Here is a 17,642-nt window from a genome sequence, read left to right on the forward strand (position 1 = left end):
GATAAAACGGCTGAACAGCAACCATCCTCCTGCCCGCGCGGCGCGGCGCCCTCCTCGCGCGTGCCCACCCACCTCAGCCACCGCGTGGTGGGTGGCTGAGGTGTAGCCGTTTTATCGCAAGCTCGCCTTGGGGAAGATGAGCTTGCACGGGCCTGAACTGCCGAACGTGTGAGCCTTTGTCGTTGAGCCCTTCGCGGAACTTCAGACTTCCACGGACCTGTTGCCGGCCTCCGTTTCGGGCCCCTGGCTGGGGACGATGTGGCCACAGGCAAAGCACAGTGGGGTGTGTGCCCCCGGAGCAGCGGCGGTCCCAGCCGCCAGCACCACGGCGTGTTTGGCGCAGCGTGGGCATGTCGCTATGCAATCCGCGACGTCGCCGGGACCCCACTCCACGCCCAAAACGATCGCAACGTAGAAGTCCGCAAAATACTCTGCATTGTCGTGCTCTTCGTCGCAGAAACCACACTGCAACGGGGCCCTGCCCACGACCATGGCCGGTTGCCCGCAGTCGGGACGGACAGTCCGCTCCGCGTGGGGGCGAGCGTAGGACCAAGGCGGTCCATCCGGGCCTTGATGACGGCTCGCATCCGGATGAGGCTGCGGCGAATGTCGAACGCGCCCGCGAACGCGTCATGGCCCTCAACGCCGCTGAGCCCAGGGATCAGGTGTTCACCGAGGAACAACAAGAGGAAGTCGAGGATGCTTGCAGCGCGCGCTTCCACTGCGCCAGCCGGAGCCACAAGCCCGTAATGCTGGAGGGCGTTTCGCCACTGAGCAAGCTGGTTGATCTCATCGACAACGCTCTTGGAGAGGTCAATGCCAAGGATATTGCGCAGCCGGGTGATCGCTTCGGCAGTGCCGCAGCTCTCGAAGTTCCCGCTTAGATGGTCCCCGGCGAGTCACTTCAGGCACTGACCAGCGAAAAAACCACCCTCAAACATCGCGTCCACCAACTGACCCGCGAGCACCGCACCCTGCAGGAACGACTCGAAGGCGCCCGCTCGAACCTCCGCTTCGCCGAGAAGCGCATCGCCGACCTCGAAGCCCAACTCCTCGAACCACTCGGCCGCCCGGCAGGCTGACCTCCTTGCCGGCCGAGGTGCTCTTCACATGAAGCGATTCGGGGTCCATGCTCGAGGCTCGGGCACGCTTGAGGGGGAACCATGTTCACACGCACCGCCCGCACTCTGGCCGCGGCAGCGCTTGCCACGGCTGGTGTCGGCCTCGGGGCCGTCGGCACCGCGCAAGCGGCTACGGCCAGTTGCGGCTACATCAACATCGGCTCGCCGGGCAACGTCAACCTGCACGGGATGTACGCCGGCCAGGTCGAGCAGGTGTACAACACCTGCAACGGCTACACCTGGGCGCACTTCCAGTGGGCCACGGCCTACCAGCAGGGGCCCTACCGGAGCGACACCGTGTTCGTGAGCATCAATTCGTTGAGCAACGGCGGCCAGGTGACTGGCCCCGTCTCGACGGCCGGCAAAGACGTCGACTCGCCGGGGATGTACATCCACGATGCCAACCCGGACACGTTCATCGCCTACGCGCAGGTCAGCTGCGCCGCCGCGTGGGGCACCTGGCATGCGTACGCGAACGGCGCGAACTGGGGTGGTCCGGCACCGTACTCCTGCTGATCAGCCGCAGGCGACCGAGCCAGGAGGCGGTGACGCCCGCACTGACGGGCCGTCACTTTCGTTCCACGGCTCGTCAGCGTCGGCGCGTTCCACGAGACGCCGATGGGTGGCTTCCGGGGACAGGCCGTCGAACGGCAACCGCGAACCGGCTCCCGAGCGCAGCCACGCCACCGTCTGTACCGCATCGGGGCGGAACTGCGCGACGAACGCCCTGTTGTCAGGTCAGCCATTGCCCAGCAGCCCAAGGTCCACCCGGCGCAGCGAGTGCTCCCACTCACCGGCCTCTGCGGCGAACCTGTTCTTGGGGTTCAGCCAAGATGCCTGCAAAAGGGGCCATGATGTGATCTTGGTGGGGTAATGAGGCCCGGTCGGGGTGCCTCAGTCGGCGGGGTGGCGTGCCGCGGCGGGCCGGGGACGGGGGATCTCTTCTGCGGGGAGGGCGGCGAAGTCGGCGTGAGCCTGCCCGACGGCTTCGGGGTACGCCTGGGCTCGTTCTTGTCCGGCGAGTGCCCGGCAGATGCTGGCCAGGCCGGGGTTCTTGCCCTTGCGCTTGCCGGTGGGGATGATCAGGTCGGGGCGGATCTGCTCGACGGACTCACCCGCTGCCCGGCGGCGGAGCACGGTGTGCGGCATGTCGTCGGTGATGACCGACGGCCGGCCGCCGTGCTTGCCCTTGCGGGCCGCCCCGTTGAGCCCTTCGAGGGTGGCTTCGTGGATGCTCTCGCGCTCGGTCTCGGCCATCGCGGCGAAGAACCCGAACAGCATCCGGCCGGGGCCGGACGGGTCGTAGATGCCAGGTTGTGGCCCGGCGAGCATCTTCAGGACCAGGCCGTGGGCGGTCAAGTGGTCGGCCAGCGCGGTGAGCTTGGCGGCGTCGCGGTCGAGCCGCTTCATCCGATCTCCTGCTCGGCGCCGACGGTCGGCAGCTGACGGCGGCGGTCTCCTGGACCTCTTGCGAGGACCGGCCCCGGCTAATCGTCCACGAAGGGATTCGGGGTGTCACGGTCGCCTTGGCCCGCACCCGGCACGCCGACGCCGATAGCGTCTGCGACGGCTGGCAGGACCGCCTCGTCACCGCCACGCTCCACGCGCCGCTCGGCGGACGCACGGTCAGCGACGCGGTCACCAAGGCCGCCATCACCCCCTTCGACGCCCGCGCCGTGCGCACGGCCCAGAACCTGCCGGCCAGGCCCCGGCCTGGACAAGCACCTACATCCGTGACCCCGACACCGGCGGTGACGCCGGCTCCGTCAGCATCACCCAGAGCGTCGGAGAACAGCCCGCCCCCTCACCCGCACCGGTCACCGTCGGAGATCACCCCGTGGCCCTCACCCTCGGCCCGGGGAACCGCTACACACTCACCTGGTCCGCCGACGGCTCCACGTTCACCCTGCACACGGCCGACCGCCTGATGAATCAGAACGACGTCCTGCACATCGCGGAACAACTGCACACCTGAGGGACCGTCGGGAGCGACCAACGCCGTGGCGGCCTCGCGCCGGCCTTCGGCGCGGGCGGTCGGTGCGGTGCGGTTGCGGTGCCTCGGTGAACTCGCCCGGCAACAGGCCGACCAGGTCGGTCACCACCTGGTCGGCCCCGCCGTCGTGGCTGGCCATGGGCTCAGCCTGGCACCGAGCGCTCTCGGGCGAGAGGGTTAGGCGGCATGCGGGGTTGGGAGCGGGCGTCGGCGTGGGGTCGCGGCAGAATCCGTAGATGAAGTAGGGCTGCCTGCGGGCATTCCCGCCTGTCGCAGCGTCGGCATCATGGCAAGGGATGGCATTCCGCACGCGGATTTGGTGATCAACTTTCCGACCGCCCCTTGTACAGTCAGGTTGGGCTGCGACGACGTGCTGGACGCACTGCTCGGCAGTAAGCGCACGCTCACGGTGCACTGGCAGGACTCAAGCGGCATCTGGCAGAGTAAGACCTACGGAGAGAGCTGACAATGAAGGCCCGCGCCGAAGCGCGATACCGCGTGGAGCACGATGAAGCTCCTGCAATACTTGCTTCGCCCGAGGAGGCCGACGCACTAATTGATGCGCTTCTGACCGGCCCAGTCCATCACAACTTGGCCCAGGTTCATTCCCTGGAGTCGCGCCCAGCCCGTCTATCACATTCAGGGCACATGACGGAGTTTCCAGACCATTCGGAAATCCCGATCGACCTTGTACGTCAGGCCATCAAGGAGTTCCTGACTTCAGGAGGGGAGCGTCCGACATGCGTGCAATGGAAGGCGCTCAATCCCTGATGATTTCCCGATAGACGTCACGCTTACTGCCACCCCACGGGAGGAATCCCAGCGGGGTGGCAGTGGTGTTTCGACAGCTCGAGTTCGGGCGGCTGACCTGAGCCACCGCGATGCAGTGCCGCGTGCTTCGCCGCGTTCCCCACCGAGCGCGATATCGACCGCCCAGCCCCGATCGGACCACCCGTTGGGGGCGCCGCAGCGTCGTTCGGGCCGCAGTGTAGGCCGACCAGGGATAGGTGTCCGGTCTGCTCTGGCCAGGCGGCTGAGCGCCTCGGCCGGCACCTGCTGTCCGGTGAGCAGAACGGGGGGAGAGGCGGTTCAGGCGGGCGGGTCGGGCAGCAGGTCGGTGGCGAATAGGGGTACGCCGACGCGGTGGGCGGCGGCACACAGTGCGTCCGGCAGTGGTATCTCGACCAGGTCCCTGCCTGCCAGAGGCCGATCCGTTGCACCGTGGGAGCGCCCTGCCCGGCCTGGTGCTGTCAGTGAAGGAAGTCGTAGGCGCGAGCCGTGCCGTGGGCGGTGGCGGCGAGGTAGAGGGGCCAGGCGAGGGCCAGGTCCTGCCAGGGCAGGCCGATGGGCGCGTACACGGTCGGCCGGTCGCCCGTGCGGGCGGGACGGGCATCGAGGAGGACGTCGGTCAGGGTCGCGTCGGCGTCGTCGGCGTGGAGCCCGGCGTTGTGCAGGACGCCGGACTGCGCGGCGAGGACGGCGTCGTCCACGACGAGGCGGGCCGCGCGCAGCAGCGCGGGGGAGAGCTCCGCCTTGCCCGGCTCGTCCGAGCCAAGGCTGGTGATGTGCAGGCCGGGGCGAAGGTCACCAGTGTCCAGGAGTGGTGTGCGCGCCCAGGTCGCCATGATGACGATGTCGGCGGCGCGGGCGGCGGCGGCCGCGCTGGGCAGCACCTCCCCGAGTTCGGCGGCGCGTGCCGGTTGCAGGTCGTAGGCGTACACCGTGTCGAGGGGGCGCAGGGTCCGCAGGGCGTGCAGCGTCATGCGGCTTTGGGCGCCTGCACCGATGACGGCGATCGTCCTCGCGTCCTGGGCCGCGAGGAGGTGGGTGCCGAGTGCGGCGGAGAGCCCGGTGCGCCAGGCGGTGAGCGAGGCCGAGTCGATCAGGGCCAGCAGTTGGCCGTCGGTCAGGGAGTGCAGGCAGACGACGCCGCGCAGTGCTGGTGAGGCCGCGGGGAACTTCGCGTTGACCTTCACCGTGTATGCGGGAATGTCCGGCAGCAGGCCGGGCAGCAGGGCGGTGGCTGTTCCGGGTCCCGGCAGGTCGGTGCGCATCCGGTGCCCGGACGGGCTGTCGGCGGTTGTGCGGAAGCCAGTGGTGAGCGCCTGGAGGGCGGTCGGCAGGTCCAGCAGTTCCTGCACGGTGGAGCTGGATAGCAGCAGTGTCACGACGGGCCCTTTCTGGGCGGCGGGTGCGGTGCCTGAGGGGAATCTTGCCGGTCCGGGCCTGCGGGTGTAACGGCGGTGTCGTGAGCGGGTGTTGTGGGGGCGGTGGCCGGTCGTTCGTCCTGGGCGGGCGGGCGGGCGCCGGCCTGGCCAGGTGAGAAAGGTGTGCCGCCGAGTACGTCGCCGAGAAGCGCGGGGGTGCCGCCCTGGTGCCCCCCTTGCGGCTGCGGGCAGCTGAGCAAGAGCCGGGGGCTTGGTGGTGGCCACCCACGATGAGCTTGGCGCTGGGCTGACGATGTTGGCTCCGCCAGTCCAGCCTGCGCATAGCTCGTTCCCCGTTGGGGGAGACCGCAGGTCAGCTGCCATAAGGCTTGTCAGCGGTCATGCAATTCCCCACGGTCTGCATGATCAGCGTCACGGATTTCCCCACCCTGGCGGTCACGATTCCCCATGGGGATGGTGGTGCTCCTCGCCGGTGTCCGGGTGCTCGGATACCTCGGACCGCCCGGACACCGGCCCGCCCGTGGGCCACTCCTGGGCTGCCTGTCAGGCCAGGCCGCGGAGCTTGTCCGGGTTGACCTGGAAGCGCAGGTTCTGGATGCGGCCGTCGGCGATGTCGTAGGTGAGTGCGCCGACCGGGTGGCCGCCCATGGTGAACAGCACGCCCTGCTCGCCGTTGATGGTGGCCGGCTGCCATGCCATGCCCTGCAGTTCGGGCTTGGCGAGGACGCCGAGCATCCAGCGGGCGACGGGGTCGGTGCCGTGCAGGGGGCGGCGGGCCGCGGTGACCTTGCCGCCGCCGTCGGACCAGGCGGTCACGTCCGGGGCGAGCAGTTCCATCATCGAGTTCAGGTCGCCGCCGGTGCAGGCGGCGAGGAAGCGGTCGGTGACGTCACGACGCTGTACCGGGTCGGTGTCGAAGCGCGGGCGCCGGGCCTGGACGTGGCCGCGGGCGCGGTGCGCGGTCTGACGGACCGTAGCCTCGGTGCGGTCGAGGATCGCGGCGATCTCGGCGTACGAGTACCCGAAGGCCTCGCGCAGTACGAAGACGGCCCGCTCGACGGGGCTGAGGCTTTCCAGCACGACGAGCATCGCGGTGGAGACGGTGTCGGCCAACTCCGCCTCCTCGGCGACGTCCGGGCTGGTGATCAGAGGCTCGGGCAGCCACGGCCCGATGTAGGACTCGCGGGTGGCCCGGGCCGAGGTGAGGCGGTTGAGCGAGAGGTTGGTGACCGTGCGCACCAGGTAGGCACGGGGATTGGCCACGCTCTCCCGCTCGGTCCGGGACCACTTGAGCCAGGCGTCCTGCAGTACGTCCTCGGCGTCGGCGACGCTGCCGAGCAGCCGGTAGGCGGTGGCGAACAGGAGCCGGCGGTGCTCGGCGAAGTCGTCCAGGGGCTTGACGGGCGCATTCGTGTTGATCACGGGGGGTCAGGCTGCCACCTCCTGGCCGGCCACGGCAAGGGACTTGAGTCCGTCCACGCTGCTCGGGTGCGTCGGCACCCAGCCGAGCTCGGCTCTGGCCTTGGCGTTGGCCAGCCGCAGGTGGGTCGACATGATGGTGTGTGCCAGCGGTGCCGGGCGCAGCAGCCACAGCGGGATGGTCATCGGGGCGGGGGCGCCGAAGGCGTCGGCGACCGCGCGCACGTGGGCACCGAAGCCGAGCGGGGTGTCGTCGGCGATGTTGTATGCCTGGCCGGCCCGGCCGGCCCCGACTGCGGCGGCCACGGCGCGGGCGGCATCGTCCGCGTCCACCCAGGACAGGGCGCGGCCCTGGTCCGCGACGACGGGCAGGGCGCGCTTGCGCAGCATCGGCAGCACCGTGGTCTCGGTGACGCCCGCGCCGTAGAACAGGCCGAAGCGAAGGCTGACCGCCTCCAGGCCGTCGGCGGTGAACGCCAGCTCCTCCTTGGCGCTCATCGCACCGACGTGCCGCTCCAGCCACGGGTTCTGCTGGGCCGGGCCGAAGGCGTCCTGGTCCTCGGTGAGCGGGCCGGTGCCGTGGTCGCCGTAGCCGTACCCGAACATCATCGACTCCACGACGATGCGGCGGGCCCCGGTCTCCCGGGCGGCGGCGATCAGGTTCGTGGTCCCGTCGGTGCGCAGCAGGTTGGTGGCGGCCATGTCCTGGTGGCGCATCATCGACTTGCCCTGCAGGGCGGTCGCCGCGTGCACGACCACGTCAAAGCAGAGCCCGTCCACCGCACGCAGCACGGCCTGACGGTCCAGCAGGTCCGCCCGGACGGTGTTGCCCTCCCCGCGGCCGAGCCCGGCGACCTCGTGTCCCTTCGCGCGCAGCTCCCGGGTGATCTTCTGACCCAGCAGACCGCTCGCCCCCGCCAGCAGCACCTTCATGACACTCTCGCTTCCCTGTAGTCGTGTTCGGCTCCGTACGGAGTCGCCCATGGGACAGGCAGGCGGCAGCGAACGTGACAACAGGACGAGTGATCTGGATCACTGCAGTCGGTCGAGGCGACACGAGCGGGTGGGGAGTTGCGTGACGTCTGCCCTGGGGAATCACGTGACCGTCGACACCCCTGACAGAATGACGTCAGGCAACCTGGTTGTGCTTGAAGATCCGTTTCAGCACCATGAGCGCCGCGCGGGAGCTGCGCCAGGAGACCGCCGACGATACGAGCGACGGCCCGTCACTGCCGAACGCAGATCGCCGTGAGGACTACATCGACGCACTCTGGGACGCCGATCTGCCCCAGAACGTCAAGGTGTTGCTGTACGAGCCGGCGTCCCGCCTCGATGTGAACGCTTCCGAGCGCACGGTCCCGGGCCTCGGACTCGCGGAGCACGAGCCCGGTCACAGCCGGGGTTGAGGTGGCTGGACCGGCTGGCCCTTGTACAGGGGATCCGAAGGATCATTGATGATCATGGTGACCCGGTCCGACGCGGCTTCGATGCTGATGCCCGCGTTCAGGAGCTCGATCATGGCCCTCTTGAAGGCTTCGGTGTTCCCGTCGGTGATCGCCCGAAGGCAGTCCTGACCCCCTTGGTAGGCGCCCACGGCGTACCGGTACCAGGAGGATTCCGCAGCCGGGTCGGGGACTTGGAAGTAGTAGGGCTCCCAGCTGGCGATGTTCCACACCCCCTGACACAGCGGCCGGATCCGGGCCATCAGGGCAGCGGTGACCTGTACCTTGTCGTCGCGCGTCGCCGAACGCAGCAGCGACGCGATCGAGTTGGTGTCACTGACCCCGTAGGAGAGGAGATAGCGACCGCCGAGCGCGTACCATGCGCGAACCTGCTGCCGGCGCATGCTCGCCGGAACCGGTAGGACCGGCAAGCCGGAATTTTGCCGGAAGTTGGCCTCCGCGGCAGCGGTCGTCAGCCGCGCCTGCGTGGCGAGTTGCGTTCCGGCGTCGCCCGCGATCAGCACCGCCGCCGTCGCGAAGGCGGCCGCGGGTACGCCGATCGCCGACAAGACCGCGCTCACGGAGGGTGCGAAGCGTGCGCTGGTGCCGGTGTGTGAGGTCGGCGGCACCGGCAGGGGCTCCGGCACGTGGCCCTTCGCCCTGATCGCCCGCCGGGCACAGCCGACCAGCACGGCCAGGGCCGTGACCACCGCCGCGGTAACCGGGGCCATGAACAGCGTGCTGTGCGCCACCAGGGCGAAGGTGTTGCCGGCCCGCAACTGGTTCCAGGCGGGTCGCCAACCGCAGCTCGTGTCGAGAACGGCCAGTGGCTGGACGCAGCCATCGGCGGACATCAGCACGGTGGCGGCCCCCAGGCCCAGCAGCGCGCTGATCCCCGCGGCCACCAGCGCCGCGACCAGCCGGAACCGGGCCGCGGCCACTGCGACCGCACTGGCCGCGGCGGTGCCGGCGACAATCGCCCACAGCGACCAGATCGCGTAGCTGAAGGCGTACATGCCGCCGCGGTGCCCCGCTCCGGCGTGCAGGCTGTGCAGCCAGGCCTGAACGCCGGCGACGCCCAGGGTCGCGACCACCGTGCCGATCAGCGCTGCCACGACCGTGCGCCGCAACGCGGGAAGCAGCCACCAGGGAGGAACCGCGTGCTCTCCCGGCTCGCCCTCCTGGCCGGCGGTGTCGGGTGCGCGCCGGAGCCGGCCGCGCCCACGCCCTTTGGCGCCCCCGGCCCACAGCGTGAGGGGCATGGCCCACGCCGCGACCGTGGCGGCCGGGGTCAACGGCTGCCACGCCGCATAGCGCAGCACCGGGACCACCTGGGCCATGACGTCGATCGCGTCCGGATGGACGGTGCCCACGCCGGGGAACCAGTGCGTGATGCTCAGGCGTATGCCCGCCTGGGCATACCAGAACCCGTTGGCGTACATCACCCCGTAGAAGTCCCACCAGACGAACCAGGCCGCCAGGATCAGCCACCCCGCGATCAGGCAGAGCGTCAGCGGCCAGCGCAGCGACCGGGCCGGCCAGGAGGCGGCGGCCAACCGGGCGCACTGCGTGCTCCAGCACGCGAACGCGACCGCGGCCGCGACGACCAGCAGCAGCGCCCACCATCGGCTGGGAAGCCACAGGTCCCCGGTGCTCTCGCCGTTGATCAGCGATCCGGCGATCAGCCCAAGGCCCAGCCACAGTCCGGCGCGCACGCCGGTGGGAGCCGGCCGGCCCAGCACCGCGGCACGGACCACCGCCCGCCACAGCACCACGGTAGCGGCCGCGGTGACGACGGCGGCCGGGACGGCGGCGAGGCCCTGCTCGACCCAGGCGCTCAGCTCGGCCATGTGCGGCTCGAAGTACTGCATCAGTTGGTAGTTCATCAAGGTGGCGATGGTGCCGGTCAAGAACATCAGCAGCGCGCTGGTCGCGAACAGCGGCGAGGGATCGTCGAGGGCATCCCGGCGGATCTCCCACCGCGGGTGGGTGCGCAGCTGGTCCAGCAGGCCGCTCGCCCACTGGTACCGGCGCCCACGCTCGGACTGTGGGGGCATCATGGCCCAGACGTGCGCCAGTGGCGCGCCCCATCGGTTGGCCGTCAGGTCGGCGTACAGCTCGCGGCTGCGCAGGACGTCGGCGCGGACGACATACATCACGACGGCGGTGACTGCGGGCAGGGCTATGAAGCGCGCGCTCACGGCGGTGGTCACGGGGCCGTTCCCGATCACGGCGTCGAACAACCACCAGATCACGTAGGGGATGCCGACCAGCACGATGAACGTCCGCCACAGGGCGACGGTGGCGTAGGTGACCGTCAGGTCCCGGTTGGCGATGTGGCCGAGTTCGTGCAGGACGACGGCGTCGAACGTCTGCGGGTCGGTGGTGCGGCAGGCGACGAGTCCGCCGTTCAGGAGCAGCCTGGGGCGGCCGTTGGTGCCGAACACGGAGGCGCTCTTGGTGCTCGCGGCCGGCGAGACGAACAGTTCGGGCATCCGGGCGACGCGGCCCGCTGCCAGCTCCTCGATGCGCGCGGCGACCTCGGGGCCGCCGGTGACGAGGTTCAGGCGGACGCAGCGGCCCCGGCGTTGCTTCCACAGCGGCAGCAGGGCCGTGGCCGCTGCCGCGACGGCCACGACGACCGAGGGCCCGACCAGGATCTGCCACCACGGCGGGGCGATGGTGTACCGGGCCACGCACGGCAGGTACGCCAGCACCTGTCCGGTCGTGCGCAGCGCCGACGGCACCTCGGAGGCATGGTTGAGATCAACGCCGGCGGCAAGCTCACACCAGGTGATGTTGCCGGGGTACAGGGCGGACAGCACCGACAGCAACATGGAACCACTGGCCGACACCAGCAGGAACAGGAGCAGGGCGAACCGGGCGTTCGTTCCCGCACCGAGGACCCGCTCGTCGAGTCCGGTGCCGCGCGGGGCGACGGCGGTCACGGCAGTTCGCTCACACCGCAGTCACCGACTGGCTCGGTCGTCGTCCTCGGCTCGGCCAGCGCCAGTCCGGCGACGACGCCGTCAGCGATCCGCTTGGCCTTCTGCGTCGACAACCCGGCCTCCGCGGCCGCGTCGAGGACCATCTGCTTGACCATCGCCTGCTGCTCGCGGGTGAGGGCGGGAATGACGTCGGGCTTCGACTTCCGCCGCAGGAGGCGCCGCCAGAGCGACGCCGAGCCGCGCGCAGCCCCGTCCACGAGCGCGTCGGCCAGCTTCTTGCGGGCACCATCCAGCGTCAACCACAGCAGTGGGGCGACCAGCGGAGCGACCTCGGCGATACCGAAGCCGAGCGGGTCGCGTCCCTGCCTGCGCCGGCGCAGCCGGGCCAGCACCTCGGCATCGCTGTAGCGCAGCAACCCCTCGACCACGACCGTCTCCTCAGGCGCGCAGTCGGCCACCACCCGGCGTACCACGTCACGTACCTGAACCCCGGCAGCCGACTCGGGCTGTTCAGTCAATTTCCCGCCCCTCATGTGGAGTTAGCCACCCCAGGAGGGGCACGTCACCATGGGCTTATGGTGCCCCACGCCGGCTGGGGCTACTCCGCACGATGTTCCTGCCGGCAGGCTCGGCCTGGTGGCCTTCCTGTGTGGTCTTTGGTGGCAGGACACACACGGGATCCAAGCGTCTGCGTTTCTTCCCCATGGTGGGTGGAACGTAGCCGCCCGTAGCACGGTTCCACCCGCAGCCGGCCACGTGCCGGGGCTGCGTCCTGGCGGGTGCCGCGCCGCATGGAGGGCTGTCGGGGTTGACACCCGCCTGCTGGGCAGCGGGGCTGCCGGGCCGCCTGACTCCTTGCCGGCCGACCCCGGCTGCCCTTGTGGCCTGTCGCTGCTCCTGTCGCGTCCGGCGCCGTCCGGGCCGGGTCGCCGTCCGGCCCGCCCTGGCGGCTCGGAGTGGTGTTCGGTTTGGTGTGGTCGTCCTGGTGATTGCTCCGAGGGCGTCTCGCTGCATCACGGGTGTTCGGGAACAGCGGGTTTGGTGTCGGCGGCGACGGCCGTAGGCCCCTTTTCGGCGTGCGTGAATTCGGTTTTCAGCTGCTGCGCCTCGAAAGGCTTTCGACTTCTCCGCCGCACTGCTGCGGGTTCGCACGTGACCTGACCTGACCGGACCACCCGCCCTGGCCGCACGACGTTGCGACTAGTCTTCTCCTGACGCAACGTCAACACTCGTGTCCGGCCAGGGCCGGGCCGGTACGGGACGGCCCAGAACGTCCCGACCCGGCGAAGAGGGGTACGCGGATGACTGGCAACGTGATCGAGCAACTCGTCCGCCTGGGCGAGTCGGTCAAGTCCGCCGGCAGTGAGCCGGAGATCACCGACCACGTGCGAAGTCTGGTCGGAGCCGATCCCCGGCTGCTCGACGAACAGCTTCTGCGGGACGCGGCCGCCCCGGGCAGGCAGGAGGCCCTCGACGCGGCGCTCGCCGTCCTGCGGGAGCTGCGCCGACAGCTGCTGCGTGATCCGCTGGACTATCCGCTGGGGGCCGGCCCGCTTGAGCGGCTCTGGGAGTCCGTGTGGAGCGGCGAGACGAGCATCGAATACGCTCTCGTGCTCGCGCCCGAGTGGTCGGGCGATCTGCTGACGGACCTGTACGCCTTGGCGGTGTCGGCCTACGCTTCCTCGGTCGCCCTGGCCGGCGCGTGGGGCCGGGCAATGCAGATCGAACAGCTGCTGCTCGCGGCAGCCTCCCAGGAGCCGTCGACCGACACCCGGGCCCGCCTCGCGTCGGCTCGGCTGGTGGCGGAGCGGGAGTGGTTGGAGGTCGCCCGCTCGATCGTCAGTCGCCTGCCGCACCCCGAGGTCTACCGCGATGCGGTGGAGCGGGGCGAACGTCTGCTGTCGGACCCGGCCGTCCCCCCGCTGGCCGGGGACGACCGCGGGCTGGTGCTGCTTCGCCTCGGAACCCTGCACCTGGACCCGTACACGGCAGACAAGTCGAGTGGCAGCTACGAGCACGGCATCCGGGCGTGGAGCCGCAGTCTCGCCGAAGAACTCGGGTCCGAGGAAGCGGCTCGGCTACTGGACAGGTACGGCCCGCTCCCGACCCCGCTGGAGGCGTTCGGCCGGGCGGCGGGCTACCTGCGTCGCGCCCTTGAGCTGCTCACCGGACCCGATCGCGGGCTGTGCGCCAGGGCCCTGTGCCAGGCGCTCCACTGGACTGCTCTGCTCGGTGGCCCGGTCGATGGACCGGAGCTCGTCGCGGTCGGCAGGGTGGCGCTCGCGGAGCTACCCGGACCCGACTTCGCCCATCTGCGGGCGTCGGTGCTGGCGATCATCGTCGACTACGACTTCGAGCTCGAAGAGCAGGTCCTGGACGACCTGCTCCCCACCTCTTTGGAGGAAGTGGTCCGCCGGAGCGGGCCGATGGCGGCGCTGGACCTGCTCATCCAGCTCATGGACCTACTGTGGCGGATTGATCCGAGCCGGGCCCTCGACCTCGCGCGGAGCGGGCAGAGCCTGGTGCGGGTCTGGGCGGACGAGGGCAGACGGCAGGAGCACTGGGTCGAGGAGATCCGGCTCATGGTCGAGGTGCACGCGGCGGACCTTCCGGACGCGAGCACCGGAGCGCTCGGCGAGCGCGCCGGCCTCCTGCGGGAACGGGCCCGCCGCGAGGGGTGGGATGTGCGGGCTCTGAGCGCGTCGCTGCTCGGTCTCGCCGCGTCGGCCGCGGACAGCAACGAGGAGCTCCTCGCACTCGAGCTGGTCCGCGAAGCCGTCGACGTGGCTCCGCTCTGGACGGCGGACTTCAGTGAGGCGATCTCCTTCTTCCGGGGCGAGCTCGCGGTGGGCGCCGGAGTCGTGGCCCGCCTCACCGGTCAGGCTGACCTGGAGGCGGCCATGCTCGGGCTGGCCCTGGCCGACTACTGCGCTCTCGACCAGGCCGAGCCGGTGGGCGACTGCCTGGACCGGCTTCTGGAACTGGTCGAGATGGGCTATCAGGACGACCGGGGGATCGTGGTGGCTCGCCTCGGCGAGTTGGCGCTCGACGCGGAGCGCCTGCTGGGTGAGTCCGGCACACATCGTCTGCAGAGCATCTACGCGGCTTCGGCCGACGCGCTGGCCGACCAGCCACCGAGTGCGCGACGCGCTGACGATCTGCTGGCCCTGGCCCAGCTCGCGAACGGGTGGCGGCTGGCCTCGGTGCTGGGCCGCGGCGGCCGGGCGCTTCCAGCGGAGGAGGACGAGGAGGGCAAGGCGCTGCTCTCAAGGATCCGGGAGGCCGAGGCCGAGGCCGAGACCCGGGCCGGTGCAGACCCGGACCCCGCGGTGCCCGACTGGGAGGTCGACGAGGAGATCCTGCTCAGCACGTACGTCCGTCCGGGGCCGGTGCACCCTGGCCAGACCGCCGCCGAGCGCTTGGTCAACCTGCGAAGCGCGTACGACGCCCAGCTCGATGGCCGACTGCTTCCCGGCGAGAGCCGGGCCCCGGCCACACTGCTGAGCGGTGTGGATCTCCGTCGGCTCGTGGATGACCGGACCGTGCTGGTCATGATCACCATCGGCGCGGACCTCGCGGCCGGTACCCGTGTCCACCTGATCGCGGCGACGGACCAGGAAGTCACGACCGCGCACGGCACCTGCTCCGTTCCTCCCGACGAGGACGGCGAGGTCGAGGACGCCTCCGCCCTCTCCTGGCTCGTCACCGAGACGCGATACGCCCTCCTTGACGACCCGGGGGCCAGGTGGGTGACCCGTCGCGGCGAACGGTTGCTCGATTGGATGGGTACTCAGCTGTTGGGCGCGATCGAGGGCGAGCTCGCCCGCTGGCGGGCCGAGGGGCGAACGAACCTCATCGTCGTGCCTCACGGTCCGCTGCAGTACCTCCCATGCCACCTGCTCCACCTGGGCGGTACGCCGCTGGCCGAGGCCTGGACAGTCAGCTACCTGCCCAATCCGGCTCTGCTGGGGGCGCTTCCGGCCCGTTCCGGGCTTCTTGGCCGGCGCATCAGCCTGGTCGGACTGGGGTTCGCCGGTACGCGTGACGCGCTCGAGAACGCCGTCGCCGAATGCGAGAAGCTCGCAGAACTGACCGGCGGTCGCGCCCTGCTCGACGCGGAGGCGACGTCGGAGCGGCTGCTCGATGCGTTCGCCTCCTCCGGCTGCGTCCATCTCGCCACACACGGTCGGCACACCGTGACTGCTCCCGCCTTCCAGTACCTGCGCACGGCCGACGGGCGCATCCATGCCCACGACGTGATCCGCCGCGACCTGCGTGGACTGGACCTGCTCACCTTGGGGGCCTGCGAGACGGGACTCGGACGGGTCGACTCGGCCGGCAACATCCGCGGACTTCCCGCCTCGTTCCTGATCGCCGGAGTGTCGACCCTGGTGGTCGCCCTCTGGCCGGTCGAGACGCACGCCAGCGGCCGGTTCTTCACCGAGTTCTACGCCCGGCTGGTGGCCGGCTCGGATCGTGCGGAGGCATTCCGGTGCGCCCAGTCGACCACCCGAACCGCCTTCCCGGACTACCGCGACTGGGGCGCCTTCGCCCTGCTCGGCAGCTACCGCTGACGTCCCACCACTCAACACTCCCAGGAGTCGTGTCCGTGATCGACCTTGACCTGCCCGAACTGGCATCGACTCCGGTCGACCTCCGGCTCGACGAACGCAGCACTCGTGCCGGTGGCCGGCAGGCGGGAACCACACCCGCACCCGTCCTCTCAGGACGGGTGGCACTGGGCGGCCCGGTCGTGGCCCCGGTGTCACCAGCCATTGTGGATGCAGACCGTGAGCTCGCGGCGTTCGTGGAGTCCGAGTCGGCGAGGGGCCGATTCCTGCTTCTGCACTCGGCGGTGACGTTCATGTCGAGCGATGACGACCCACCACTCGACCAGGCCTCAGTGGAGTTCACCATGAGCGGCGGGCCGGACCCGGCCGCCGCCCCGATCGCCTGGTCGATGGCTCCCCTGACGGTCAGTGACCCCTCCCAGGTCTCGAAGACGGTCAAGATCGGCCCTCAGTTGAAGCTCCTCGGTGTCGAGGCGGGCGGCCTGAGCATCGAGCAGAACCGGAGCCGTCAGGTCTCCGACGTGTTCCTCGAAGCGCTGCGGGAGCTGCGCCCCGATCCCGCCTGGCAGTTCAACCGCACCCGCTCGATGCCGCTGCGAGGGTCCCACCGGCTCGTCATGATCGTTCATGCGCCGGCCGGCGCTTCGGCGCAGTTGGACGTACTCGTCCGCGCGAGCGTCCGGCGGCGACGGGCACTCTCCTCCTACCGCGCCGCGCTGCCGGATCCGATCGGACTCTCCTTCGACTTTTGACGCCGTGACAGGTTTGCAGGTTGCGGAGCTGCGCCGGCGGCGTCGCGGCCGGAATCGCCGTCAGCAGCCGGACCGGATCGGCGAGTGCCTGGAGCACCGCGTGACGGCGTCCATCAGCGTGCGGCGAGGGCGTCCTGGTCGGGTCGGCGCCACCGTCCTGACCAACCCCGAAGGCAACCGCTGGGGGCGCTGACGGACGATCAAGGACCCGGACTCCCGCCCAGGAGAATCAAACCGGCACCGACGGCGGCGCCGATACCGTCCGCCGCTCCCGCCGGTATGCCCCAGGCGGGGCGCCGAAGTGCCGTTTGAAGGCCTTCGCGAACGCGAACTGCGAGGTGTAGCCGGCGTTCTCGGCCACGGCGCTCAGCGGGTCGGCCGTCTCGCGCAGCATCCGCGCGGCGATGGCCATCCGCCACGTCGTCAGATAGCTGAGCGGCGACTCGCCGACCACCGTGGTGAACCGCCGGGCGAACGCCGCGCGCGACAGCCCGGCCCGGTTCCCCAGCGATTCGATGGTCCACGGATGCGCCGGGTCGTCGTGGATCGCCTTCAGCGCCGGGGCGATCAACGGGTCGTTCAGTGCCGAGGCCCAGCCCTGCGTCTGCTCCCTGGGCAACTCGGCGTACCAGGACCGCAGGATGTAGAGAAGCAGCAGATCGACGAGCGTGGTGACCACTGAGTCCGAACCCGGCTGAGGCTGGTGGATCTCGGCGCAGAGCTGGTCGACCGCCGAGCGCAGCGCCGGATGGCGACCGGGGCTGGCCGGGAGGTGGATGACCGCCGGGAGGTCGCCGAGCAGCGGATGCGGCCGGTCGACGTCGAGGTGGTAGGCCCCGCACACCAGCACGCTGCGGGCGCCCTCGCCCTCGACGGTGAAACGCCCGATCGGCGAGGAGGTGTCGACGCGGTCGGGCTCGAAGGCGACCGGCTCGCTGGTGACCGTGTCGCAGATGGCGTGATCGGTGCCGCGCCGCAGGAACACGACGTCGCCGGGGCCCAGGGCTATCGGATCGCCGCCGACGGGGAGGAGAAAGCAGTGTCCTTCGACGACGACGTGGAATCCGGCTCCCGCGATGGGCTGGAAGCGCACACCCCACGGCGCCTGCGCGTCGGTACGGACAACGGACGGACGCCCGGTGCGCAGGGTCGCGAGCGTGTCGCTGAGTATGTCCATACGCTCAGCATAGCGGGATGATAGCGAGACGATCAGACAAAGAATCGAGAC

At 70.2% G+C, this 17,642-nt stretch carries 16 protein-coding genes; 9 read left to right on the forward strand and 7 right to left on the reverse strand.

Annotated elements, in window-relative coordinates; all coding sequences use genetic code 11:
* Positions 1-632: 632 nt before the first annotated feature.
* The 3 genes from AC060L_RS32785 (at position 633) to AC060L_RS32795 (ending at position 1,637) form a co-directional block, all read left to right on the forward strand.
* Positions 633-884: a hypothetical protein gene (locus tag AC060L_RS32785; protein WP_483802620.1), complete on the forward strand. Its 252-nt coding sequence runs from the start codon at positions 633-635 to the stop codon at positions 882-884.
* Positions 885-1,082: a hypothetical protein gene (locus tag AC060L_RS32790; RefSeq protein ID WP_483802621.1), complete on the forward strand. Its 198-nt coding sequence runs from the start codon at positions 885-887 to the stop codon at positions 1,080-1,082.
* 81 nt (positions 1,083-1,163) lie between these two features.
* Positions 1,164-1,637, forward strand: coding sequence for a hypothetical protein (locus AC060L_RS32795; protein ID WP_483802622.1), 474 nt, complete (start codon positions 1,164-1,166; stop codon positions 1,635-1,637).
* Positions 1,638-2,015: 378 nt separating this feature from the next.
* Here AC060L_RS32795 and AC060L_RS32800 read toward each other — a convergent pair whose 3' ends face one another.
* Positions 2,016-2,531 (reverse strand): recombinase family protein, encoded by a 516-nt coding sequence (locus AC060L_RS32800; protein WP_483802623.1) that lies wholly within the window; start codon positions 2,529-2,531, stop codon positions 2,016-2,018.
* Positions 2,532-2,958: 427 nt separating this feature from the next.
* Between AC060L_RS32800 and AC060L_RS32805 the strand changes: the two genes are divergently transcribed.
* From AC060L_RS32805 to AC060L_RS32815, 3 genes are all read left to right on the forward strand, one after another.
* Positions 2,959-3,096: a hypothetical protein gene (locus AC060L_RS32805; RefSeq protein ID WP_483802624.1), complete on the forward strand. Its 138-nt coding sequence runs from the start codon at positions 2,959-2,961 to the stop codon at positions 3,094-3,096.
* A gap of 304 nt (positions 3,097-3,400) precedes the next feature.
* Complete coding sequence (locus AC060L_RS32810) at positions 3,401-3,580, forward strand: DddA-like double-stranded DNA deaminase toxin (protein WP_483802625.1); 180 nt, start codon at positions 3,401-3,403, stop codon at positions 3,578-3,580.
* 182 nt (positions 3,581-3,762) lie between these two features.
* Positions 3,763-3,885 carry an Imm1 family immunity protein gene (locus tag AC060L_RS32815; protein WP_483802647.1) on the forward strand — a complete coding sequence of 41 codons (123 nt, stop codon included), beginning with the start codon at positions 3,763-3,765 and terminating at the stop codon, positions 3,883-3,885.
* A gap of 479 nt (positions 3,886-4,364) precedes the next feature.
* On the opposite strand, the gene AC060L_RS32820 is transcribed toward AC060L_RS32815, so the two are convergent.
* The 3 genes from AC060L_RS32820 to AC060L_RS32830 all read right to left on the reverse strand — a co-directional run bounded on the left by AC060L_RS32820 (position 4,365) and on the right by AC060L_RS32830 (position 7,634).
* Positions 4,365-5,282 (reverse strand): ornithine cyclodeaminase family protein, encoded by a 918-nt coding sequence (locus AC060L_RS32820; protein WP_483802626.1) that lies wholly within the window; start codon positions 5,280-5,282, stop codon positions 4,365-4,367.
* A gap of 543 nt (positions 5,283-5,825) precedes the next feature.
* Positions 5,826-6,704: an RNA polymerase sigma-70 factor gene (locus tag AC060L_RS32825; RefSeq protein ID WP_483802627.1), complete on the reverse strand. Its 879-nt coding sequence runs from the start codon at positions 6,702-6,704 to the stop codon at positions 5,826-5,828.
* Between the two features lie 6 nt (positions 6,705-6,710).
* Positions 6,711-7,634, reverse strand: coding sequence for an NAD-dependent epimerase/dehydratase family protein (locus tag AC060L_RS32830; protein ID WP_483802628.1), 924 nt, complete (start codon positions 7,632-7,634; stop codon positions 6,711-6,713).
* Positions 7,635-7,849: 215 nt separating this feature from the next.
* Here AC060L_RS32830 and AC060L_RS32835 point away from each other — a divergent pair, with 215 nt between their 5' ends.
* Positions 7,850-8,107: a hypothetical protein gene (locus AC060L_RS32835; protein WP_483802629.1), complete on the forward strand. Its 258-nt coding sequence runs from the start codon at positions 7,850-7,852 to the stop codon at positions 8,105-8,107.
* On the opposite strand, the gene AC060L_RS32840 is transcribed toward AC060L_RS32835, so the two are convergent.
* On the reverse strand, positions 8,092-11,091 hold the full coding sequence (locus tag AC060L_RS32840; protein WP_483802630.1) for a M48 family metalloprotease: 3,000 nt from the start codon (positions 11,089-11,091) through the stop codon (positions 8,092-8,094). The genes AC060L_RS32835 and AC060L_RS32840 overlap by 16 nt on opposite strands.
* The gene (locus tag AC060L_RS32845) at positions 11,088-11,609 is read right to left on the reverse strand and encodes a hypothetical protein (RefSeq protein ID WP_483802631.1); all 522 of its coding nucleotides are present in this window, start codon (positions 11,607-11,609) and stop codon (positions 11,088-11,090) included. Before AC060L_RS32845 ends, AC060L_RS32840 begins: the two co-directional genes overlap by 4 nt.
* 783 nt (positions 11,610-12,392) lie before the next feature.
* On the opposite strand from AC060L_RS32845, the gene AC060L_RS32850 reads away from it, so the two are divergent.
* Complete coding sequence (locus tag AC060L_RS32850) at positions 12,393-15,665, forward strand: CHAT domain-containing protein (RefSeq protein WP_483802632.1); 3,273 nt, start codon at positions 12,393-12,395, stop codon at positions 15,663-15,665.
* A gap of 290 nt (positions 15,666-15,955) precedes the next feature.
* Entirely contained in the window at positions 15,956-16,414 is a 459-nt protein-coding gene (locus tag AC060L_RS32855) for a hypothetical protein (RefSeq protein WP_483802633.1), read from the forward strand.
* Between the two features lie 229 nt (positions 16,415-16,643).
* On the opposite strand, the gene AC060L_RS32860 is transcribed toward AC060L_RS32855, so the two are convergent.
* Entirely contained in the window at positions 16,644-17,591 is a 948-nt protein-coding gene (locus AC060L_RS32860; protein ID WP_483802634.1) for an AraC family transcriptional regulator, read from the reverse strand.
* Positions 17,592-17,642 lie beyond the last annotated feature (51 nt).

Source organism: Kitasatospora sp. NEAU-69, from assembly GCF_057158765.1.